This is a genomic window from Clostridium sp. CM74B_53 (assembly GCF_036318045.1).
Lineage (GTDB): Bacteria > Bacillota > Clostridia > Lachnospirales > Lachnospiraceae > Pilosibacter.
Map to the genome: position 1 here is coordinate 281,884 of NZ_JAWQDE010000002.1, position 23,666 is coordinate 305,549.

Annotated in this window: 22 protein-coding genes; 5 read left to right on the forward strand and 17 right to left on the reverse strand. The window is 49.3% G+C overall.

Annotation, left to right across the window (positions count from 1 at the left end; translation table 11 throughout):
* Positions 1-40: 40 nt before the first annotated feature.
* From V2546_RS02805 to V2546_RS02850, 10 genes are all read right to left on the reverse strand, one after another.
* A complete protein-coding gene (locus V2546_RS02805; RefSeq protein WP_329751503.1) occupies positions 41-1,576 on the reverse strand; it encodes a YifB family Mg chelatase-like AAA ATPase in 1,536 nt (511 codons plus the stop codon).
* Positions 1,577-1,926: 350 nt separating this feature from the next.
* Positions 1,927-2,856, reverse strand: coding sequence for an alpha/beta fold hydrolase (locus tag V2546_RS02810; protein ID WP_118296927.1), 930 nt, complete (start codon positions 2,854-2,856; stop codon positions 1,927-1,929).
* 384 nt (positions 2,857-3,240) lie between these two features.
* Complete coding sequence (gene argF / locus V2546_RS02815; protein WP_118515049.1) at positions 3,241-4,152, reverse strand: ornithine carbamoyltransferase; 912 nt, start codon at positions 4,150-4,152, stop codon at positions 3,241-3,243.
* A gap of 3 nt (positions 4,153-4,155) precedes the next feature.
* Positions 4,156-5,334, reverse strand: coding sequence for an aspartate aminotransferase family protein (locus V2546_RS02820; RefSeq protein ID WP_118651582.1), 1,179 nt, complete (start codon positions 5,332-5,334; stop codon positions 4,156-4,158).
* A 12-nt stretch (positions 5,335-5,346) separates the two neighbouring features.
* A complete protein-coding gene (gene argB / locus V2546_RS02825) occupies positions 5,347-6,216 on the reverse strand; it encodes an acetylglutamate kinase (RefSeq protein ID WP_118515053.1) in 870 nt (289 codons plus the stop codon).
* A 90-nt stretch (positions 6,217-6,306) separates the two neighbouring features.
* Complete coding sequence (argC, locus tag V2546_RS02830) at positions 6,307-7,245, reverse strand: N-acetyl-gamma-glutamyl-phosphate reductase (protein ID WP_329751504.1); 939 nt, start codon at positions 7,243-7,245, stop codon at positions 6,307-6,309.
* Between the two features lie 61 nt (positions 7,246-7,306).
* Positions 7,307-7,537: a hypothetical protein gene (locus tag V2546_RS02835; protein ID WP_329751505.1), complete on the reverse strand. Its 231-nt coding sequence runs from the start codon at positions 7,535-7,537 to the stop codon at positions 7,307-7,309.
* A gap of 23 nt (positions 7,538-7,560) precedes the next feature.
* Positions 7,561-8,190: an RNA polymerase sporulation sigma factor SigK gene (sigK, locus tag V2546_RS02840; protein WP_118651580.1), complete on the reverse strand. Its 630-nt coding sequence runs from the start codon at positions 8,188-8,190 to the stop codon at positions 7,561-7,563.
* Between the two features lie 182 nt (positions 8,191-8,372).
* Entirely contained in the window at positions 8,373-9,326 is a 954-nt protein-coding gene (gene cas6 / locus V2546_RS02845; protein ID WP_329751506.1) for a CRISPR system precrRNA processing endoribonuclease RAMP protein Cas6, read from the reverse strand.
* Between the two features lie 69 nt (positions 9,327-9,395).
* Entirely contained in the window at positions 9,396-9,752 is a 357-nt protein-coding gene (locus V2546_RS02850) for a CRISPR-associated protein (RefSeq protein WP_118296935.1), read from the reverse strand.
* A 318-nt stretch (positions 9,753-10,070) separates the two neighbouring features.
* Between V2546_RS02850 and V2546_RS02855 the strand changes: the two genes are divergently transcribed.
* Both V2546_RS02855 and V2546_RS02860 read left to right on the forward strand, forming a co-directional pair.
* Positions 10,071-10,598 carry a DUF8052 family protein gene (locus V2546_RS02855; RefSeq protein WP_329751507.1) on the forward strand — a complete coding sequence of 176 codons (528 nt, stop codon included), beginning with the start codon at positions 10,071-10,073 and terminating at the stop codon, positions 10,596-10,598.
* Positions 10,599-10,807: 209 nt separating this feature from the next.
* Complete coding sequence (locus V2546_RS02860; protein WP_329751508.1) at positions 10,808-12,535, forward strand: carbon starvation protein A; 1,728 nt, start codon at positions 10,808-10,810, stop codon at positions 12,533-12,535.
* A 248-nt stretch (positions 12,536-12,783) separates the two neighbouring features.
* Here V2546_RS02860 and V2546_RS02865 read toward each other — a convergent pair whose 3' ends face one another.
* The 4 genes from V2546_RS02865 to V2546_RS02880 form a co-directional block, all read right to left on the reverse strand.
* Entirely contained in the window at positions 12,784-14,094 is a 1,311-nt protein-coding gene (locus V2546_RS02865; protein WP_329751509.1) for an FtsX-like permease family protein, read from the reverse strand.
* Entirely contained in the window at positions 14,081-15,997 is a 1,917-nt protein-coding gene (locus tag V2546_RS02870) for a COG1361 S-layer family protein (protein WP_329751510.1), read from the reverse strand. The genes V2546_RS02865 and V2546_RS02870 overlap by 14 nt, the downstream gene beginning before the upstream one ends.
* Before the next feature lie 87 nt (positions 15,998-16,084).
* Positions 16,085-16,933 carry an ABC transporter ATP-binding protein gene (locus V2546_RS02875; RefSeq protein ID WP_329751511.1) on the reverse strand — a complete coding sequence of 283 codons (849 nt, stop codon included), beginning with the start codon at positions 16,931-16,933 and terminating at the stop codon, positions 16,085-16,087.
* A 450-nt stretch (positions 16,934-17,383) separates the two neighbouring features.
* A complete protein-coding gene (locus tag V2546_RS02880; protein WP_329751512.1) occupies positions 17,384-18,298 on the reverse strand; it encodes a hypothetical protein in 915 nt (304 codons plus the stop codon).
* 354 nt (positions 18,299-18,652) lie between these two features.
* Between V2546_RS02880 and pyrB the strand changes: the two genes are divergently transcribed.
* From pyrB to V2546_RS02895, 3 genes are all read left to right on the forward strand, one after another.
* On the forward strand, positions 18,653-19,576 hold the full coding sequence (pyrB, locus tag V2546_RS02885) for an aspartate carbamoyltransferase (protein ID WP_118529617.1): 924 nt from the start codon (positions 18,653-18,655) through the stop codon (positions 19,574-19,576).
* A complete protein-coding gene (locus V2546_RS02890) occupies positions 19,570-19,992 on the forward strand; it encodes an aspartate carbamoyltransferase regulatory subunit (protein WP_142410475.1) in 423 nt (140 codons plus the stop codon). Before pyrB ends, V2546_RS02890 begins: the two co-directional genes overlap by 7 nt.
* Positions 19,993-20,236: 244 nt before the next feature.
* Positions 20,237-21,586 carry an ATP-binding protein gene (locus tag V2546_RS02895; RefSeq protein WP_142410476.1) on the forward strand — a complete coding sequence of 450 codons (1,350 nt, stop codon included), beginning with the start codon at positions 20,237-20,239 and terminating at the stop codon, positions 21,584-21,586.
* A gap of 220 nt (positions 21,587-21,806) precedes the next feature.
* Here the strand turns inward: V2546_RS02895 and V2546_RS02900 are convergent, their stop codons facing one another.
* The 3 genes from V2546_RS02900 to V2546_RS02910 form a co-directional block, all read right to left on the reverse strand.
* Positions 21,807-22,247 (reverse strand): hypothetical protein, encoded by a 441-nt coding sequence (locus V2546_RS02900; RefSeq protein ID WP_329751513.1) that lies wholly within the window; start codon positions 22,245-22,247, stop codon positions 21,807-21,809.
* A gap of 172 nt (positions 22,248-22,419) precedes the next feature.
* Entirely contained in the window at positions 22,420-23,538 is a 1,119-nt protein-coding gene (locus V2546_RS02905; RefSeq protein ID WP_329751514.1) for an RNA-guided endonuclease TnpB family protein, read from the reverse strand.
* A partial coding sequence (locus V2546_RS02910; RefSeq protein WP_329751520.1) for a transposase occupies positions 23,501-23,666 on the reverse strand: 166 nt, incomplete at its 5' end. The genes V2546_RS02910 and V2546_RS02905, both read right to left, overlap by 38 nt.

Genomic DNA, 23,666 nt, shown 5'->3' on the forward strand with positions numbered 1-23,666 from the left:
CCGCACCCAAAAAGTTCCGGACAAGCTTCGTTTTCAGGCATTAATTCCCCCAGAACTTCTCCCGGCTCTTCACATAGGACACCGCCTCGCACAGATCTGAAAGCCGGATTTCACTCGCACCTGCAAGATCCGCCGTCGTTCTTGCGACTTTTAAGATCCTGTCATGCATTCTGGCGGAAAGCGCAAGCTTTTCGAAGATCTCCTCCATAAAGGTCTCCTCCTCCTTCCCCAGAACGCAGTATTTCCGGATATGCCGCCCCGCCATCTCCCCGTTGCAGCGGATGTTTTCCTCCATAAACCGCTCTTTCTGGATCTCTCTCGCCTGCTCCACCCGCGCCCGGATCGCGCCGGAAGCTTCATTTTCTCCGCCGTCTCTGATGTCCCCGTAAGTAACCGGGGATGCCTCCACACAGAGATCGATCCTGTCCAGCAGTGGTCCCGATATCTTCTGTAGATACCGCGTGATCTGTCCCTCCGTGCACCGGCACCTCGCAAGGTCCGGAAAATGACCGCAGGGACATGGGTTCATCGCAGCCACAAGCTGAAAGTTGGCCGGATATGTCACCGTGGCCTCCACTCTCGAGACTGTCACCTCCCGGTCTTCGAGCGGCTGCCGGAGTGTCTCGAGTGCCGCTCTGGAAAACTCCGGCAATTCATCGAGGAACAGGATCCCGCCGGTGGCAAGCGAGATCTCCCCCGGCTTCGGTCTCCTCCCGCCTCCCGTCAGTGCCTGGACCGATACCGTGTGGTGGGGTGCGCGGAACGGCCTGATCTTTACAAGCGGCTCTTTCTCCGTCAGAAGTCCGCTCACACTGTAGATCTTCGAGATCTCGATGCTCTCCGCCACGTCCATTCCCGGCATGATCGTCGGCATTCTCCTCGCAAGCATGGTCTTTCCGGCCCCCGCAGGTCCCACGACCAGAAGGTTGTGCTTTCCGGCGGCTGCCACCTCCGCCGCCCGCCTAAGGAGCGGCTGTCCCGATAATTCCGCGAAATCCACATCATAGCGGTTCATCGTATCCTGCAGCTCCTTCATGTTTACCGGTGGTTCCGGGCGCATCGACTGTTTTCCGGATAACATATCCACCAGATGTTTCAGATCCCGGACACCGTAGAGCGAAATCCCGCCGATAAAGGATGCCTCCTTCACGTTCTCAGCCGGAAGAAATACCCGTCGGAATCCACTCTCCCGTGCCTGTGCCGTGAGCGCCATAACGCCCGGGATCCCCCGCACAGTCCCGTCCAGCCCCAGTTCCCCGAAGAATACCGCATCCTCCAGGTCCTTTGCCTGGAATCCGCCGTATGAGGACAGGATTGCCGCAGCGATCGCCAGGTCAAATCCGGTTCCTTCCTTTCTGAAATCTGCCGGAGACAGATTGACCGTGATCTTCTTTGGCGGCAGGGAGAGTCCAAGATTCTTGATCGCCGTCCGCACCCGGTCTCCGCCCTCCCGGACCTCCGAGGACAGATATCCCACAAGGATCAGCCCCGGAAGTCCGTCGCTGACGTCCGCCTCCACGGTCACGTTTTTCCCCTCCATTCCGAGGAGATATATGCTGTTGATCTTGCTGAACAAAAAATACTCCTTTCCAGTCTTTGGTTGTCATCTCACCACCTATAGAGATAGGAGAATCCTTGATGTTGTTAGTTGAAATCATCCCTGAAATCGAGAATATTTTCACCGTTTTTGATAAAATAGATATGGTTTAAGAATTTTAAGAATTTAGACTGTGAAACCTGTATCCGTTCCCCTCTCACGCCTGCAGAAGAGAGCGGATTCCCTCTCAAATATGGGCGTCCGGCGGAGGATTCCTTCCTATTTCCGCCAGCCCCATATGCATCGTCCTCCCACCGCGCGGGCAAACACCCGCCGCGTGGCCTTACCATTTGAGCTTTCATCCATGTTTTCACCGTCATTGACAGGAATCAGCCCTCATGCTCCCCGATCCACTCCAGGATATCCGCGGATACCTGGTCGCGGTTGAGTTCGTTTAAAAGTTCATGTCTCGCATCCTCATAGAAGCCGATGGAGAGATCCTCCGCTCCTGCCTTGTCGTATCGCTCATAGACGCGGCGCACGCCTTTTGTCTCCTCTCCCACCGGGTCTTTGCTTCCGGACAGGATCAGGATCGGGAGATCTGTCCGCATTTTTCCGGCTTTTTCAAGCTTTGCCGTTTTTAAGATCACCTCAAAGAAGTCACGGTACGCCCCGGCTGTGAAGATAAAATCTGTCAGCGGATCGTCTCCAAAATCCCGGTCTTTCTTTTCATCCCTGGAGAGCCAGTCGTACGGCGTCTTCACAGGTTTAAATTTCCTGTTGTAATTTCCGAGGGACATCTCATAGAGCAGTTTGCTCCGGCAGCGTGTTCCTCTCTGTCTGCAGATCGTGTCCGCCAGCAGATAGCCAAGCCGGACCTCCGCGTCCTTCGGAGCTCCGGTCCCGAGTAAGATCACTCCGTCGATCCCGTCTTTATAGACAGTCAGATATCGTCTCGCGAAAAATGATCCCATGCTGTGTCCCAGAAGGAAGATCGGCACACCTGGATATTTTCTCTGCGCATGGACCGTCACGCGGCGCATATCGCGGATCACCGAGACGGCTCCGCCATGCTCCCCGAAGTATCCGCGGTCTTCCGCTGCCGCTGCGGTCTTTCCGTGTCCAAGATGATCATTTCCAAGGACATAGATCCCGTGTCCCGCTAAAAATTCCGCAAACTCCCGGTATCTTCCGACATGTTCCATCATTCCGTGGGCAATCTGAACGATCGCTTTCACCTCACCGCTCGGGATCCACTCCATACAGTGAAGATTCGCGATCCCACTGCTGGACGGAATATAAAATTCATGAATTTCCATTTTTCTCCCTCCTCACACCAGATCTTTTTGCCGTCGGCAGGATCCGCAGACGGGATCCGGTCTCCGGTCAGGATCAATGCCCCGCCAGTTTTCATACGTGTTCAGCTTATCTATAAGTATAACACGCATACCGTATTTTCCCCAGGAAACATCTGTTAAAATTTCATAAAGTTTATATAAACCTAAAAAAGAATGTGCCACGGCACATTCTCGCGCCGAGCGCGGTCGCTCGCGACGATCTTCATCTTCGCGCGAGTGCGCATCATTGGCACGTAGTGCCTTTTTGTTCAACAGGGAAGTTCCATCGAACTTTCCTGTTGAATAAAAAATCCCCCGCAGGTACTCCCGCACCCACAGGGAACTTTCTGATTTTTATTTTTCCGCTCAGTCTTTCTTCATCAGCTTGACCATAACAGCCTTCTGTGCATGAAGACGGTTCTCCGCCTCGTTGAAGATCTCGTCGGCATGTTCCTCGAAGACTTCCTCTGTGATCTCCTGTCCGCGGTAAGCCGGGAGGCAGTGCTGGACCATCGCACCTGCATTTGCGGCTGCGAGGAGCTGTTTGTTGACCTGATAATCCTTAAATACTTTCTTTCTCTCCTCTTTCTCCGCTTCCTCACCCATGGAAGTCCATGTGTCCGTGATCACGATATCCGCGCCGGATGCTGCCATGAACGGGTCTGTCTCCAGGGCAAATTTATCTGCGTAGCCCTTTGTGAACTCAAGGACTTCTCCGTCCGGCTTATAACCGTCCGGTGTCGCAACTGCAACATTCATGCCGACCTTTAAGCCGCCGACGATCAGGGAGTTTGCCATGTTGTTGCCATCGCCGATGTAGCACATCTTAAGACCTGTGAAGCTTCCGAATTTCTCACGGATCGTCATAAGGTCTGCAAGTACCTGGCAGGGATGGCAGAAATCAGTCAGACCGTTGATGACCGGGATGGAGCCGAATTTTGCGAGATCCTCGACTTCCTTCTGTTCGAAGGTACGGATCATGATGCCGTCAAGGTAGCGGGATAATACACGCGCTGTATCCTGAACCGGCTCTCCGCGGCCGATCTGCAAATCTTTTGATGAGAGGAACAGGGCATGTCCGCCCAACTGATACATTCCTGTCTCGAAGGAAACTCTCGTTCTTGTGGAAGACTTCTGGAAGATCATTCCCAGAGTCTGTCCCTCTAAGTGTCTGTGCGGAATGTTGTGCTTTCTCTCATATTTTAACTGGTCCGCGAGATCCAGGATCCCGGTGATCTCCTCCGTACTCAGATCCAGTAATTTTAATAAATGATTCATGATTTAAAATACCTCCTTCATGGCCTCAAGTGCCTTATCGATCTCTTCATATGTAATGACTAACGGCGGAAGCAGACGGATCGCGTCCGTTCCGGCTGTCAGCACGAGAATGCCCTTTTCCATGAGCTTTGAAACGTATCCGGCACGCTTTTCCGGATCTACGATGATGCCGAGCATGAGTCCCATGCCGCGGACATTTTTGACTGCCGGGGAGTGGAATCCCAGGACTTTTTCCTTGATGTAAGCGCCTTTTTCCTGAACTTCTTTTAAGAATTCCGGATCATTCACCGTGTCGAGAACGACATTTGCGGACGCTGCACTCACCGGGTTTCCTCCGAATGTGGAACCATGGGTTCCAGGTCCCATCACGTCGGCACATGCTGCAGATGTGAGCACGCCGCCGATCGGAAGTCCGCCGCCGAGTCCTTTCGCCATCGTCACGATGTCAGGGGAAATCCCGTACTGCTCGTATGCAAAAAGACTTCCGCATCTTCCGATGCCGGTCTGGACCTCATCCACGATGAGAAGGATGTCATGTTCCTTACAGAACTTTGCAACCCCCTGGACGAACTCTTTGTCGAGCGGGAGAACACCGCCCTCGCCCTGGATCATCTCCATCATGACCGCGCAGCAGGCCTTGTCCGCCTTTGCGGTTACATCCGCCAGGTCATTTGCCTTCGCATAGTCAAAACCTTCCGTGAACGGGAAAAAATACTGGTGGAACTTCTCCTGTCCGGTTGCCTTTAAGGTCGTCACGGTTCTTCCGTGGAAGGACTGGATCAGTGTCACGATCTTGTTTCTCCCTGCCCCGTATTTATCGAAGGAATACTTTCTCGCAACCTTGATCGCGCCCTCATTCGCCTCTGCTCCGGAGTTTGCGAAGAAGATCTTTCCCATGCCGGTTGCCGTCACAAGCTTCTCAGCAGCACTCACCATCGGCTCCGTGTAGTAGAGATTTGACGCATGCATGAGCTTTTCCGCCTGTTTTGTGATCGCACCGACGATCTTCTCATTTCCATGTCCCAGGCTGTTGACGCCGATCCCGGACGTGAGGTCCACATACTCTTTTCCGTCTGCGTCCCAGAGCGTCGCGCCTTTTCCGTGGTCAAGGACGATGTCAAACCGTCCGTAGGTATGCATGATATATTCTGAATCTTTTTTCTTGATCTCTTCTGCAGTCATTCCTTGTTCCTCCTATGAAAACATGGTTCCAACGCCTTCGTTTGTGAGCAGCTCGATTAAGATCGAGTGCGGCACACGGCCGTCCTGGATGTTCGCACGCTCTACGCCCTGACGGACGCACTCCACGCAGCAGTTGACCTTCGGGATCATGCCTCCCTTGATGACGCCCTCCTTGACCAGGGACGGAACATCCGAAACTTTCAGGCGCTTGATAAGTGTCGTGTCATCGGACGGATCTCTTAACAGTCCGCGCACGTCAGTCAGCATGATCAGCTTTTTCGCCTTCAGCGCGATCGCCAGCTTCTCCGCCGCCGTATCCGCGTTGATATTGTAGTTGCAGGTGTCATCGATTCCCGCTGCAACGCAGGTGACAACCGGAATGTAGCCTTTTTCCAGCATATCGAGAACAATCTGCGGGTTTGTCTTTACGATATCGCCCACATAGCCGTACTCGGTGCCGTCCGGATCATTTAATTTGACTGCCTCAAATAATCCGCCGTCCATACCGCTTAAGCCGACGCCTTTTCCTCCGGCATTTTTTAAGAGCGTCACAAGGTTCTTATTGAGCTTTCCGCAGAGGACCATCTGGACTGCCTCCATGGTCTCCTGATCGGTGTAGCGGAGTCCCTTGATGAATTTGGACTCTTTTCCTGTCTTCTTTAAGAGTTCCCCGATCTCCGGACCGCCGCCGTGAACTAGAACGACCTTGATGCCGACCAGATTTAAAAGAACAATGTCGCGGATGACCGCCTGTTTTAATTCTTCATTGATCATGGCATTTCCGCCGTATTTGACGACCACGATCTTTCCATAGTAATCCTGAAGGTATGGGAGCGCCTCAACGAGAACGCCAGCTCTTGTTTCCGGTTTCAGATTTTCCATAACGTTTTTCTCCCCTCTTATCATCTATATCACGTTTCTGACTGCTTCGGACTCGCCTGCATCTTTTTTTCTGCAGACATCCATTCCTTTTTACAGATTTAATCCTGCCGTCTCCTCAAATCCGAGCATCAGGTTCATGTTCTCGACAGCTGCGCCAGATGCGCCTTTTCCGAGATTGTCAAACAGCGCCGTGATGATCGTCTGGTCCTCATGTCCGTTGACCACGATTTCCATGCTGTCCTTTCCGGCCATAGTTCCCGCCGCGATCATCGGATCGTCCCAGCCGAACGGATGGACTTTTACAACGTTCTTTCCATTATAATGAGCTGCAAGTGCCTCATGGATATCCTTTGCAGTCGGATTTCCCTTTAACATTGAATTCTGCAGCATCACAGTGACCGCCATTCCTTTATAGTAGTCATCCACGATCGGGCAGAACACCGGCGGAACGTCGAGTCCGCAGATCTTCTGCATCTCCGGCAGGTGTTTATGTTTCAGGCTTAAGCCGTAGATCCTCGGGGTATTGTAGAGAGTCGGTTTCTCCGGAGATTCGTATTCCGCGATCATCTTTTTTCCGCCTCCGGAGTAGCCGGTCAGGGAAAATACGGTGAGCAGCGTCTCCTTCGGGATGATCCCCGCCGCAACGAGCGGATAGACCGGGATCACAAATCCCGATGCATGGCAGCCCGGGTTTGCCGTATATTTCGCATGAACGATCGCATCCTTATGTGCGTCGGAAAGTTCCGGAATTCCATATGCCCAGCCCGGAGCTGTCCGGTGTGCCGTCGATGCATCGATGATCCTTGCGGAATCTTTTTCCACAAAGCTCACCGCCTCTTTTGCCGCCGCATCCGGCAGACAGAGGAACGTGATATCCGCGGCGTTGATGAGTTTCTTTCTCTCATCCACATCTTTTCTCTTTGCCTCATCGATCAGCAGGAGTTCAATATCGTCTCTCAATGCAAGTCTCTCATAAATCTGGAGTCCGGTGGTTCCTTCTTTTCCGTCAATGTATACCTTTGGCTTCATAATCGTTTCTCCTCTCGGTCATAATTTGCTGGATCCCAGTCAGCTTTCCTTCCGGTCCGTGTTAAAAAAGGGACCGGAGCTTTTCTTCTCTGCATGTTTTTGTGGGGGCAGATGCATAAAGCTGAATATTTTCTGAATAATTATGCATAATTATAATCCTATATGTATATTTATGCAAGGGGTTTTTTATTCTTTTTTGCATTTTTATAATTTCTTTCCAAACAAAAACAGCACAATGATCCTTTTCCAGACCATCATGCTGTTCTCCCGATCCTGTCTTTTGTTTTTCCATGATCCGGACTCATACCGTCCGTTTCACTCTCCGTATCCGAACGCCTCCCGCATGCGGGCAACCGCCTTTTTCTCGATCCTGGATACATAGGATCGGGAAATTCCAAGCTGTCCGGCGATCTCCCGCTGCGTGTGCTCATCTTCCCCGAACAGACCGTAGCGCATCCGAATCACCTTTTTTTCCGTCTCCGTCAGACGGTCCCGGTATGCCTCATAGAGTATCTTCACATCCTGTCCGATGATGACCGTCTCCAGCACTTCCCGGTCTCCGGATTCCAGAACATCAAACAGACTCACCGTCTCCCCGTCTTTATCCGCACCGATCGGGTCATAGATGGAGACTTCCCTGGAGAACTTTTTCCCCGACCGGAACATCATCAGGATCTCATTTTCCACGCATTTGACGGCATAGGTCGCCAGTCTTGATCCTTTTTCCGCATTAAACGTATTGACTGCCTTGATCAGGCCGATGGTTCCAACTGACAGAAGATCGTCCGTCTCATATCCGGACTGCTGGTATTTTTTGACCACATGTGCGACCAGCCGAAGGTTCCGGCTGATCAGCACCTCTCTGGCTTCCAGGTCGCCCTCTTTGCAGCGTCTTAAGTATTCCCGCTCTTCCTGCGCGCTCAGTGGTTTCGGAAATGTCTTCAAAGAAAGCCGCCTTAAGCTTCATTACTTTATTTTATGCGGTGGACGCGCGGCGGGTGCTTTTACATCTTTTCCTTATTTTCTCCGCTTGCGGCCAGCTCATATCCCAGCTCTCTTCCCAGTGTCTGGGCTATGTCCTTCACCTCACAGGCTTTCAGCACTTTCTTCCTGCAAAGGCATAAAGGTTATCGTCTCTGTACCACATACCGCCCAAAATCAAAGCTGTTATTTCTTCCTATATGGAACAGTTCTCCTGCCAGAAGTTCTTCCAGTCTCTCCTCCGGAACCTCTTCAAAGATCACATATCCCTGAACTCCGCTTAATTCCATTCCTTTTCTGTGCGTGCTGGAATATCGTCTGACCGAGGTCTCTGCCGATCTCGCGTCGATGATCTGCGGCCACGTCTGCGGTTTTTCCAGTTCTGTCCCGATCTCATCGAAGGCGCTCATCATCTGGATCTTCCGGTGGATCGCGCGCCAGATCGCTTCCGCATCAAAACATTTCAGATCGATCCGGTCCTTCCGCAGTGCCAGAGGTCTCAGGAAATGGACCAGATAATCGCCGTTCTGCGCCGGCTGTTCTCCCGAAAGTTCCCATTTTCTCTTCCAGATATACTCTCCGACCGTGTGTACCCGGAAATGTTCCATATGGATCTCTGTATCATCCAAAAGCAGCTGTTCTTCTTCCGTGTAGACCGCCGCGATCTCAAACTTCGCCTGTTCTTTCCCGAGTCCGCATTGTCCGAGGCGCCAGAACGCATCCAGATACTGGGCGAACAACGGGATATTGCGCCCGAAAAGCTTCAGGCGGAACACGAACCCGTGCCCCTCGTCCATCACCGTATCCAGATTGTCGCATTCGATCAGATACCCAAGACTCTCCTTTCCCGTCACATACCCGGGTTTCAGCCGCATCGGTGTGTAAAAAGCATTCCAGACCATGCAGTTGTCCTGAAACCGGCACGCTTCACAGTCCCGGTCCGCAATGCAGTTTTTCCGGAGCAGCATCTCCCCAAGACCTCCTCGCAGCGCGGAAACCTTGTTCTCCGGCACCGCGACTCTCTGATAAAATCTCAGACAAAACGTCAGCGTGATATACGGGATGTCCATCCAGGTCATGTTTTCCTCATTTTTTCTCATATCGTTACTCCTAATTTCTGGTCATATTTCAAAACAGCCAGTCATTTTTGCTGCTTCAGACAGAACCCTTTAGTATTCCCTGAACTGGATAAACTGAAAGACGCTCTTCTTCTCCGTTCCCGTCTTTCCATATACTTCCTCCACCACACGTTCACTGCAGGCAGCAACAACCCGTACCCCGGCTTTCTTCAGTCTTTCGATCACATGATAGCTGAGGCAGAATTCTCCCTGGCACATCACGCATTCCGGCTGCTTTTCAAGGATCATGGCTGCATAGTGTTCCGCCAGATCCTGAACCGCTTTCCTGTCTGCATGGGCGCTCACCGCCGGGAAAGGCAGGTCCTCGATCAGTCCGTACTTTTCTGCTTCCGTCTTCTGTTTTTCGCCCCACATGCTGCTCGGATGATTTGAAAAATTTATAAACATCTCTTTTTCTCCTTCTTTAACCGATATATCCTGGTTCCGGATCGGAACTCTGTACTTACATTGTAGTATAGGAATTTCACAAATATTTGTCAAATGCGTTCCTGGTTTCCAAATTACCCGCACACGGTGTCCTATCCATTTTCCCCTCCACTTAATTTATAAAACTAATTTTTTGTTTCTTTCCTTATTTATCTCGTAAAAAACTTGCATAATTATGTATTCAGAGTTATAATAGTAAAGCTTTTTATAAAATTTTTATATTTTTCATAAAAGTATAATAATTCATGCACAAAATCAATATTAGAAATGGAAAGCCGAATGCAATACACAAGAGAGTCCGCGATCGAGCGGCTGTTAAAAAACTACGAACCTTTTTACGATATTCATATGATGATCAATGACGATCGCTCTCCAATCACAGCCCGCTGTGATTTTTTTGAGCATTCCGGACAGTATGTCATCTCAAAAAAGGCAGAATTATGGTCCGCGGAAAACGAGGAATTTCTCTATCTCGTCAACATTCCGCATCTGACTTTAGAGACCTTCGAGGAATTAAAATCCGAGATCCATGCTGACGGCATGAAACGGATCCATGTCGGTCCGGGCCATATGGCTTCCTATATTACGGCAGTCTTTGTCTGCGATACCTGTGATGAGGACGCAAGGAAAGCCTTAAAAAAATGCCGTATTTACAAAAGTTTTCATTTTTCCCTGCATGGCTGGATGAATTTTCATGCGGCGTTGGTGGAGGTGGCTGACGGGAAGGTCACTTCAAACGCAAGCGGTCACCATGTTGCGAAAATTTTGAAAAAAGTATTATATGATACCAGGGGGAAAAGGTCATAAATCCGATGCAGGCTTGCCTGCAAGAGGTTTTTTGACCTTGGACCCCGCCAAAAACATGAATAAGCAGCCATTTTTCGCAGAAAAATGAGCGGATTATGAATGTTTTTGAGTATTGTGAGAGCACAAAGTGCGGAACAATACGGTATCAAAGGGGTCAAAAACTTTTGACCCAACATTATTATATTTTAAAAGAAAAGGAGATAGCAACAATGAATTCATTAGTACTTCTCATCGTCTGTGTTGCCATTCTTGGCATCGGCTATGTCTGCTACGGCGGCTGGCTGTGCAAGCAGTGGGGCGTAGGCGAAAGCAAAACAGAGACACCGGCTCACACAATGGCTGACGGTGTCGACTATGTACCGGCAAAAGCTCCGGTTCTGATGGGACATCACTTTTCCTCCATCGCAGGCGCAGGCCCGATCACGGGACCGATCGGCGCAGCTATGTTCGGATGGCTTCCGGTGACCTTATGGATCCTCATCGGAGGTATTTTCTTCGGCGGTGTCCATGACTTCGGCGCACTGTTCGCATCTGTCCGCAGCAAAGGACAGTCCATCGGAGAGATCATCTCCGCGAACATGAGCAAACGTGCAAAGCAGCTCTTCATCATCTTCTCTTACCTGACCCTGATCTTAGTCGTAGCAGCATTCGCTTCGATCGTTGCTTCCACATTCGGCGCAGTGTACGATGAGAGCGGCGCTCTTGATATGGCAAAATCCGCAACACCGGCGACCGTAGCGATGATCTCGATCCTGTTCATCCTGATCGCGATCGTATTCGGTTTCTGTGTATACCGCCGCAACATGCCGATGGGTATCGCTTCCGTATTCGGCGTTCTTGCGATCGTTCTGATCATGGCGATCGGAATGAACTTTCATCCGATCTACCTCTCCACAAAGGCATGGATGTGGATCGTTGGTCTTTACATCGCCATCGCTTCTGTAACACCGGTATGGATCCTTCTCCAGCCGCGTGACTACTTAAGTTCCTTCCTGCTTTACGCAATGTTAGCAGTTGCAGCATTCGGCGTCATCGTCGCTCATCCGACCTTCGACTCCACCTTCCCGGCTGTGACAAGCTTTGCAGTTGACAACGGAAACGGCGTTCAGTACATGTTCCCGGTACTGTTTACAACAGTTGCCTGCGGTGCGATCTCCGGTTTCCACTCTCTGGTATCTTCCGGTACCACATCCAAGCAGCTCGACAAAGAGACTGACGCGAAGCCGATCGCTTACGGCGGAATGCTCTTAGAGTGTGTTCTCGCAGTTTTAACTCTCTGCGCCATCGGTTATGCTTACAAGTGGAACGCGGTTCATCCGGACCAGGCGTTAAAGGGCGCGACAGCGATCTTCGGCGGCGGTATCGCTCACATGATCGACGATATCATCCCGGGAAGCTACAGCATCTTAAACTCTTTACTGGTACTTACATATTCCGCGTTCTGTCTTACTTCTCTTGATACCGCAACACGTCTTGCGCGTTTCATGTTCCAGGAATTCTGGCTTGAGCCGGGTGAAACTGCTGCCGACATCAAAGAGGGCTGGAAAAAGGTTATGGTAAATCCGTACTTCGCTACGATCCTCACGGTTGTTCTTGGCATTCTTCTCGGCATGAACGGATATGGAAAGATCTGGGGACTGTTCGGAGCTGCCAACCAGCTTCTCGCAGGTATCGGCCTCTTAGCCGTTGCCACATGGCTCGGAAACATGGGCAAAAACAACAAGATGTTCCTGATCCCGATGGCATTCATGATCATCGTTACGATCACCTCCCTTGCACTCACAGTTAAGAACCAGATCGGCATGATTGCCGCAGGCGGCGCTGACTGGGGTCCGTGGGCACAGACGATCCTCGGAATCCTTCTGATCTTCCTTGCGATCATCCTTGTTATTGAAGGTGTACAGACACTGTCCAGACAGAAGGCGGCCAAGGCTTAAGTGCCGGGTAAATGATCAGATATTTTAAGAATTAAAAAAGACACGTCATCCAGGTTTTAAGTGAAATCTGTATGGCGTGTCTTTTGTTTTACCGGATCTTTTAATCCCGATTTTTCTGTTGCCTGTCAACCGTCCGCCTCTCCATGTGCGGCATAACTGTAGAGTTTTTCTGTTGTTCCCCAACCTGCCTGCGGACTGGCTGAAATGTCAGATTTTTAAGGTGTCAACGCACCCAGGACTCATTTATCTTATTCATTTCTGATCGCCGCCAGCGGACTTAATTTCATCGCCCGCAGTGCCGGGAAAAGTCCGGCCAGCATGCCGATCAGGACCGCAAAGACCACTGCGGATCCGGAAAGCCACAGCGGGATCCTTGAGATCGCTCCGGAACCGCCGGTCATGCCGGAGAGACTGGCTCCCAGAAACTTATTGATCGCCGCGGAGACGCTGTAGCTTAAGCCAAGTCCCAGAACGCCTCCCATAAATCCGATAAATCCCGCCTCCATCAAAAACATCGTCCGGATATCTCCAAGCGCACATCCCAAAACCTTCAGCACACCGATCTCCTTCGTTCTCTCATAGATGGACATCATCATCGTGTTTGCAATTCCGATGGCCGCCACAAACAGCGATACAGCACCGATGCCTCCGAGGACCGCCTGGATCATATCCGTCTGCTGCTGGGCCTGTTCGAGCCACTGCATGCTACTGTAGGCCTCGTAGCCCATATCTGTGATCGCTTTCTGGACCTCCGTCACATGCTCCATATCGTCCACATTCACGTAAATCATATTGTAGACAAAATAATTGTAGGGTTTTCCCTTTTTATTTGTCGGCTGTCCGGGGATCGGGTTCTTCCGGTAGATTTTTTTCAGCTGGGTCTTTAACAGATCAATATCCGTGTAGATCTGGTATCCATACTCAGAAAATCCGTTCTCGCCGCCATCCACCAGAGCGCAGGCCGGGAAAAGATACTTTTTCTGGCTGCTTTCATCCCCGTTTCCCATATTCTGGAACATGGTAAAAAACGGCTTGTGTATAAGATCCACTTTGGAAAGATCCTCTCCGTCCCAGTTTCCCTTTCCGGTCTTGCTGTTATAAAAGTTATCGGAAACCATATTTCCGACGATAAACTCCAGAGTCGCCGCATTCTTGTCCGGAAGTTTTCCCTCCGCCAGCGGAATCTGTTCCAGCTCCTCTCTGGGCATTCCCACAATGTTCGAATATCCCTGATAAACTCCCTGCTTCAGATTCACATCTGTCTCCAGAATCGGGGACACACTCTTCACATGTGGGATCTTCGCAAGCTTCGTCACCGTGGCGTCCACGAGGTAATCGTCCTCGGACTGGTTCCCGTATCCGGAACTGATCTGGATCCTTGTGAGGCTTCCGAAGGAAGCATAGGATTCCACGGTATTTTCCTTCAATCCGATTCCCAGAGAGACCATGACTACGATGGAGGCCGTGCCGATGACAACACCCAGAACGGTAAGTCCCGTCCTGAGTTTCCGTCTGCGCAGGTTATTGATGCTCATGATGAGCAGATCAAAGAATCTCATCGTCCATTCCCGCTTTCTTCTTTTTGCGTCTGATGACCACAAGGATCACAGCTGCAAGGACCACTCCCACGATTCCCACCGGAATTGCGAGATGTTTCAGTTTATCCGTCGTGGACGGTTCCGGCTGTACATCGTCACTGTTCCAGGTATCGTCAACATTGCTTTCATCCATGCTCTGATCATCATTTACCATAAGCTGGATCTCCTTCTCGACCGTGGAGACTTTTCCGTTCTCATCCTCATATGTAATGGAGAGTTTTACCTTTCCATCATCCGTGGTCGGGGCAATTCCGTTGATCATCGTATCCACGTTTCCGCTTTTTCCGGGTTCGATATTTCCAACATAAGCCTCATTCTTCTGGATAGAGTCTGCCTCAAAGACCGCGTTCACATTATAGAGCATGACTTTTCCGGTGTTGTTGATGGAAAACATCACGTTTGACTCTTCGCCTACGGAAATAGCATCCGGCATGACCTCGATGGTACCGGTATTTAACCGTGCCTCCTGCTTTAATCCAACCGCGATCTTTACGGCTTCCTTCGCGTTCTTGAATTCCGGGCTGTCATACTGCTCATTGATCGTGATCGTGTAGGAACGCTGTTCCGCTGTGGGACTTGAAGAAAATTTTATCGTCAGCGTGTCAGATGCTCCCGGTGCCAGAGAATTGACAACCACGGAGTTTGAACCGTTCACCGTCGTAAATACCGGACTGTCGCTCACTGCTTCCGACTCGAAGGTAAACAGGATGTTGCTGGCTGCGATACTGTTGGAAGCGTTTTTCATGCGCACCTTCAGCGTAAAATCCTGTCCGGCATAGATCTCCGCAGGATCCGTCTCAAAGCTGTCGACGATGATACGCGCCTTTGTTCTTTCGTTCTCGCCTGCTTCAGAATCCAGAGAATCACCCTCGTCTTTTCCATAGACCCGCACATAAAAGGTATCCTCCACAGGAGCAGCAAAGTTTCCATTCTCATTTTCCCGGTAACGGATCTTAAACTTGATCGGGTAATAGCCGGATTTCGCCTTTTCCCGCACCGCCATGCTGAACGGAACTGCCACCGTCTGATCCGGATTCATATTTCCCATCTGCCGGTCATAATTTCCGTCATTGATCTCAAACGGAAACTTCGTGATATCCTCAGAGAGCTCCATATCGACGCGCACATCATAGGCAGTCTTATAACCGGTATTTCTCACGTTTACATCGAAATTCATGACCTCGGAATAGTTTGCGGACGGAGTGGACTGATTCTCACCGAGGGCGAATGCTACCGGCTCGGAGTTGTCCTCATTTGTCTCACTGGTTCCTGTTGTCTTCTTTGTCTCGATCCACGCCATGATCGTCTTTGCGTACTCGGATGACATTCCGTCCTCGCCCTGAGCGCGCTTTGAGATGTAGATCAGGATCGGATAATAGCCCTCTTCCAGACCTTTTTTTACATTGACATTCAGGTTGACGGTCTTTTTTGCTTTTTTATTTACATGACCGACCTTATAATGGCGGTTTAAGGAATCCGTCACCTCAAAGGGATAGATCGTCTTCATGGACTGGACGATGCTGCTCTCCTCGCTGTCGCGGTCCTCCGTCTTTGTGATCTCATCGGAATAATGGTTCCGGAAATCATCCTCGGAGGCGATCCAGATCTCTGTCTCGACCCAATCTTTGTCCTCCATGTTCATGAGTGTCACGGAGACTGTTCCGTTTTTTCCGATATATAAGGTCGGCGTCTTTCCGATCACAAGGCGGACGGTATCATTGTCGTCATCCATCCGGTATACCTGTGGGATCGTCTCCGCCGCTTCTGTTGTCTCCTTCGCCGCGAATGCAGTTGCCGGGACTGCGCCCATCAGCATACACGCAGCAAGGAATGTTGCCATCCAGCGTAATCCTTTTATTTTCATACTGTTCCTCTCCTCTTGGCTGTTCTATTTTAGTTATTTGTGCCAGCTTTCCATATTTTTGCGTTTATTCCAAAATTTTGTCGATTGTTATTCTGACTTTCCCTCTATCCGGTGTTCTTCTGCTTCCACAACTGTCTCTATTTGCTCTTCTACTGCCGGATTCTTAGATTTTCCCTCCGCCTGCGCCTCTGCCGCCGCCTGCATGGACTCCTCTAACTGCACAAGATCCACCTCGTGGTGATTCTCCTCGATGCTCACGATCTTTCCATCGATGATCTTAAAGATCCGGTCCGCGTAGGTCGCCAGATTATTGTCGTGGGTAACCATCACAAGCGTCTGTTTCTGTTCTCTTACGACCTTCTGCATGAGTTTTAATACTTCCATCGTCGTCTTCGAATCCAGGTTTCCCGTGGGCTCGTCCGCGAAGATGATCTGCGGGTTCATCGCCAGGGCTCTCGCGATTCCGACTCGCTGCTGCTGTCCGCCGGACATCTGATTTGGCATGTGGGTCATAAATTTCTCAAGTCCCACAAGCTTTAAATACTGCTTCGCCCGCTTGATCCTCTCTGTCCTCGGCATTCCCCGAAACGATAACGGCAAAGCCACATTTTCCACCGCATCCATCGTCCCGATCAGGTTGTAGGACTGGAAGATAAACCCGACCCGCTCTCTTCGGAAGGTCACAAGCTGTTTTTCATTCAACTTTTCTATATGTTTTCCGGCGATCACGATCTCACCCTTTGTCGGATGCTCCAGACCCGCCAGCATGTTTAAAAGCGTCGATTTACCGGAACCGGACGGTCCGGTGATCGCGCAGAACTCGCCTTTGTGGATCTCAAAGCTGACCCCGTTCAGCGCATACACTTTTTCTTCGCCCATGCGGTATACCTTGTACAGATCCTTTACCCGGATCACCGCTTCGTCGCTCTGCTGCATCCGTCCGCCTCCTTTTTCTACAATTTTTACACAGCATTCTTTTCCGCCGCGCCTGTCATTCCTGACGTTTCATCTTGACGTCAAAGTTCTTTTTGTACCTCAAGTATACTGTCTGCATCATGTTCTGACTATATAAAATTACTTAATTATTCTTACAATTTCTTACCATATTTCAGATTGGCGAAATCCATGATGATTCCTGTCTGTTTTAAGATCATCTGTTCAGAAAGTTTCTTCCTGTGAAAAGCAATTCTTACAGATCAGAAATATGACCTGTCACATTCGGGCTCTTTGTGCAGTCTCCAGCGAAGACCTTCCTCTTCGTACAAGTGTACATCTCTCATACATTGCATTTTTTGTGCAGCAGGAAATTCCTTTGAAATTTTCTGTCATAGAAAAAGGAACTCTGTCCATTTTTTCAAACTTCCAGAATTCCCTTGTATCCCTGCACTATTCTGATTTCTCCACAGCCGGATCCTCCGTCATCGGGGACTCCGTGTTTTCCTCATCTGGCTCCGCGCTTTGCGGATTCTCCTGCTCATCCTCTTTCCCGCCGGAAAGTCTTCTCCGGAACTCCTTCAGATACTCCTCCAGCGACACATACTGTCCATTATTCACCCGGTAGGACGGATTCCACATCCTCACAACGCGGACAGCCGCCTCGTCTTTCTTTGCCTCTTTTATCGGACGGTATTCCCGGTCCGCAAAAAAGACATCTCCCAGGACCAGATCTTTCCATTTCATGTAGATCTCCCGGTTCTTTTTCTGCTTCTTATTCTGGAACACTTCCATCACGATCAGGCGGAAGAGGTCCTCTCCGCAGCAGACCACGGTCTTCGGGTTTAAAAGCCGGATCTGCTTCTTGATAAACTCCATATAGTACTGACCATAATCCAGGCTGACCTCATCGGCCGCGCCCTTTCCGCCGCGCTTATTGAGATAGAGGACCGCCGCCTTCTCGCGGAGCTTTTTCCCGGTAAGTCTGCACTCTTCCCCCGGATGACGTTCCTCCCAGAGGACCTTCTGCATGCCAGTGAGATACTCCAGATATTCCACCCGGCCAGACGGACTCTTCCCGGAGAGAAAGTCGCCCCGGATATCCGAGACCACCGGCATCGTCTCGCCTTTCTGGATCATTTTCCGCATGTTCGTCTCTTTTAATATATAAAGGGTCCCGTCATAGTGCACCGGGTCCACGATTCCGTCAATATGAAAATTTCTCTGATCCAGTTCCGGATAACAGGTCTTTCCGTCCGGATCTTCCTCCATCTGCTGCATCAGCTCCCACAGCACATAAAGTTCCTCCAGGGAGCGGCATTTTGCGACCTGACCTTCCAGGATGATCTGCTCCATCGTCTTTTTCATGGTTCCTCCAACGATCCGTTCTGCCCGGTGCGCCTTCGCTCCGGCTTCCTTTTTCCCGGAAACACAGGCCTTCCAGAGGCATCCGCTTATTTTTCTTTTGTGCATTGCACTCACTGATCTTCATTTTATCATAATTTTCTTCAAAAAAATAGTGGAAATTCCACTCCGGATTCGCTATAATAATAAAAATGTTATCGTTCCTGCACTGCATGAACGATAACAGATTTTGCCGATGCTTCGCATTCCGAATCGGCAAAATCCACTCCCCCTACTATAACTGTACGGAATTTTCAGTTCAGAAAATTCCTACCCAGCATGGTAACGCAAAACACTTGGAAGGAGATTACAAACATCATGAGACACATGTTAAATCCTCTTGACTTTTCTCTTGAGGAGACGGACAATCTCTTAGAGCTTGCCGCCGACATTGAGAAAGACCGTTCCCGATACGCACACGTGTGTGACGGAAAGAAATTAGCAACCCTTTTCTATGAGCCAAGCACAAGAACCCGTTTAAGTTTTGAAGCGGCCATGTTAAACCTCGGAGGTTCCGTTCTCGGTTTTGCTTCCGCCGATTCCAGTTCCGCGACCAAGGGTGAAAGTGTTTCCGATACAATTCGTGTTATTTCCTGTTACGCAGATATCTGCGCAATGAGACATCCAAAAGAAGGCGCAGCCTATGTTGCCTCCACCAAATCTTCGATTCCTGTTATCAATGCCGGAGACGGCGGTCATCAGCATCCCACACAGACTTTAACTGATTTATACACGATCCGTTCCTTAAAGGGCAGACTTTCCAATATGACGGTCGGACTCTGCGGAGATTTAAAATTTGGCCGCACGGTCCACTCTCTGATCAATGCACTCTCCCGCTATGAGGGGATCCGCTTTATCCTGATCTCCCCGCCGGAGTTAAAAGTTCCGGATTACATAAAGGAGAGCGTTCTCGACGCGAAAAACATCGAATACAGAGAGACAACAAGCCTGGATGATGCGATCGCCGACCTCGATATCCTCTACATGACAAGAGTCCAGAAGGAACGTTTCTTCAACGAGGAAGACTACATCCGCATGAAGGACTGCTACATTCTCGACAAAGAAAAGATGAAACTCGCAAAACCGGACATGTACGTTCTGCACCCGCTCCCGCGTGTCAATGAGATTTCCGTCGAAGTCGATGATGATCCGCGTGCCGCATACTTTAAACAGGTCCAGAACGGCGTATATGTCCGTATGGCTCTCATTATGACATTACTGGAGGTAGAAAAACCATGTTAAATATCAGCGGAATCCGGGAAGGTGTTGTCCTTGACCATATCCAGGCAGGAAAAAGTATGGATATCTACCGCTACCTGCGTTTAGGCGAGCTGGACTGCACCGTCGCAATCATCAAGAACGCGAAGAGCAACAAGATGGGCCGGAAAGACATTATCAAGATCGAGGGACCGCTCGACGCCATCGACCTCGATGTTCTCGGCTACATCGACCACAACATCACCGTCAACATCATCCGCGATGACAAGATCGCCGAAAAGCGCAGCCTTCATCTCCCGAAGATCTTAAAGAACGTGATCCACTGCAAGAACCCGCGCTGCATCACCTCGATCGAGCAGGAGCTTCCGCATATCTTCTATCTCGATGATAAAGATCATGAGGTGTATCGGTGCAGATATTGCGATGAAAAGCATGGCTGATCAGTGATTTCAGGCTGACTGTTGTTGATCAGACGATCTGGCTTAATTTTAGAGACCGCAGCAATCCAGGTATCGATTGCTGCGGTCTTTCTTGTTGTCTGCTTTTCTTGACAAATACACGTATACCCATCATATAATTTATTTTTGTGTTATATTTAAAATTATTCGCTATTTTTTTGTGATATTATAATTGATATTCGCTGTTTTTTTGTGTATACTCATAATAAAGAACGGAGGTGCACACATGTATTTAAAACGAAAGGTAGACAATTTTCTCTGTGAATGGAAATCCGACCCGCACAGAAAACCACTGATCATTAAAGGAAGCCGCCAGGTTGGCAAAACAGAATCCATCAAACATTTTGCGGCCGAAAACTATGAAAGTATTATAGAGATCAATTTTGTAAGAGACGAGAAGTATAAGGGGATCATTTCTGACGGTTACGAGGCAGCTGATATCATAAAAAATATTTCCCTGATCGATCCGTCAAAGAAATTCATTCCGCAAAAAACATTGATCTTTTTTGATGAAATTACTGAATTTCCTGAAATTGCTACCTCTCTGAAATTTTTTTGCATTGACGGGCGGTTTGACGTCATTTGCAGCGGTTCCATGCTCGGTGTAAACTATCGCAAAATCGAGAGCAACAGTGTTGGATATAAGAAAGATTATGAAATGTTCTCTCTTGACTTCGAAGAATTTTTATGGGCAAAAGGCTATGATGATGCAACTGTCCAGAGTATGCTTTCTCATATGAGGGAACTGCGCCCGTTTAATGAGCTGGAAATGAAAGTGTACCATTCCCTGTTTCTTGATTTCTGTGTTCTGGGCGGTATGCCTGCCGTAGTGGCGGAATATATCCAGAGAAACACTTTCGAAAACTCTCTCGACACGCAAAGACAGCTGATCGCCGACTATAAAGAAGATATCCGTAAATACGCGCAGGGGATCGATCAGACGAGAATATTAAATGTTTTCAACCGGATTGCTCCACAGCTCGCAAAAGAAAACAAGAAATTCCAGATTTCAAAAGTGGCGTCCGGTGCGCGGTTCCGTGATTACCGCGGGTGTGCAGAATGGCTTGTCGATGCCGGTATGGTAAATATCTGCTATTGTCTGGAGTTTCCGGAACTTCCTCTGGGCGGCAATTATGATCCGGATATTTTTAAATTATACTTTGCCGACACCGGTCTTCTTGTGTCCATGCTGGATGATGAATCCCAGGAAGATCTGCGCGCCAACAAGAATCTCGGAGTCTACAAAGGTGCCTTATATGAAAATATTGTCGGGGAAGCTTTAGTCAAACAGCATTATAAGCTTTATTATTATAAAAAAGAAACATCTACACTTGAAGCAGATTTCTTTATCCGCTCCATGACTTCCCTGATTCCACTGGAAGTGAAAGCTGCCAGCGGAAGAGCAAAATCCATGAACACCCTGATTAATTCGGAGCGCTATCCGGATATCCGCTATGGCTTTAAATTTTCATCCCAGAATATTGGTCACGAAAACTGTACTTACACCTTCCCGTATTTCTGCACCTATCTCCTGAAACGATTCATGGCAGATTTTCATCCGGAAGAAGAACTCTGACAAATTAGATCGATTTTTGCACAACAAGTGAAAAAGAATGTGCCTCGGCACGTTCTCGCGCCTCCCGCGGTCGCTTGCGACAGTCTACATCTTCGCGCGAGTGCGCATCTTTGGCACGTCAGTGCCTTTTTATGTAACAGGAAATTCCTCGGGATTTCCTGTTACATAAAAAAAGACCACCTCCATCCGGCTTTTCAGCCAGACAGGGTGGTCTTTTTTCTTAGAACTGAATCACGCCAACCAGCGTTGATAAGATCAGTACCGCAATGCTCGCCGGCCATACAAGGCGCAGGGAGTAGCGGATATGTTCACTGATGGAGACGTCTGCAAGACCGAGGCCCACGTATACAGCTGCAACGGACGGGCTGATCGGAGTTGCCATTGTGGCTGATAAAAGGAAGGTTGCCGCTACCGTTTCCGGCGTGATGCCGAACGGCTGTACTACGCCGATAATGATCGGGAGAAGTGCGTAGTAGAAGGCATCCGTTCCAAGGATCATCAGGAGCGGTACGGAGAAGAGTGCCATGAACCAGTGCATGTGCGGTGCGATCGCTGCCGGAAGTGCATTGACGATCGTCTCTGCCATCGCTTCCACCATGCCGGAGTCCTTGATAACTCCCATGAAGATTCCGACAGCAAATAAAGTGACAGTCATGACCATGGCATTGGAGCCGTACTCTTTGATCTTTTTGCTCTGTTCCTTGACGCTTGTGACATACTCCCACCACTTAGCTCACGCTTGAAGTGGGGGCTTCTCGTTCGATTGCCCCGTTGGGCAAAGCATTCACGAGCGATCCCCGTGTGTCCCACGGTTCTTTTTGGCTGATATCTTTTTATGATGCTTTTTCGCTCTTTTCCAATATGATCCCGGACATTCTCAGACCTTCCCTGCAGATGTTGACTGCCGCATTTTCATCACGATCCATCCGGTTTCCGCAGCTGCAAAGATATACCCGATCTTCCAGTTTCAGATCATGTTTTATTTTTCCACAACAGCTGCATATTCTGGAACTGGGATACCAGCGGTCGATGCGGACAAGCTTCTTCCCTTCCCGTTCCAGTTTATACTGCAAAAAATCTGTGAACATTCTCCAGCCGTTATCATGGACACTTTTTCCAAAATGATGTTCCCCACTCATCGTCTTCAGATCCAGATCTTCGATGCATACGATATCATAGAAATTGGTTATCTTTCTTGATTCTTTATGCAAATAATCTTTTCTCTGGTGAGCGATATGCGTATGGATCCGCGCCACTTTTTTCTGCTGTTTTTTATAACGATTGCTCCCCTTTCGGCAATGACTCAGTTTTCTCTGCGCTTTCGCCAGTTTTTCCTCGCTGTTTCTGAAATAGTGCGGATAACCTGCATGTTTTCCATTGGAATCTACATATAGTTCTTTCATGGAAAAATCGAGTCCAACGGCCTGCCTTATGTTCCTTATTTCCACTGGCTTTTCTTCACAAAAATACAGAAGAGAAACATAATACCGCCCATCAGCTTCCAGACAGACGGATGCACCTTTCAGGCAGGCATCTTTCCGGATCTTACGATGCTGCCGGATCCGGATCCAGCCTGCCTTTGGGAGCTTCAGCTTCCCATCTTTTAACAGGATATTTCCATTTACACTGTTTGTGGTATAGCTTTTAACAGGATTCTTTTTTGACTTGAATTTTGGAAATCCAAACGATGGATCCTGGAAAAAGTTTTTATAAGCAGTCTGCAGATGCAGCTGGGCATTGCACAAAGCAAGGCTGTCCACTTCTTTTAGCCATGGAAACTCTGCCTTATATTTTGCCGGAGTAACCTTCAGGTTTTTTCCGGTCTTTTCATAGCATTCCTTCTTTTCTGACAGCATCCGGTTATATACGAACCTGACACATCCAAATGTTTTTGCAAACAGTTCCTGCTGTATTTTATTGGGATAGATCCGAAACCGGTATACTACGTTCATATTTTTTCTCCCCCTGTGTCTCGATGTACTGACGGATCACTTCGATCGGAGCTCCGCCGGCACTCAGGAGGCAGAAGCTCTGACTCCAGAACATTTCCTTCCAGAGCTTCTGCCGGATCTCCGGATAC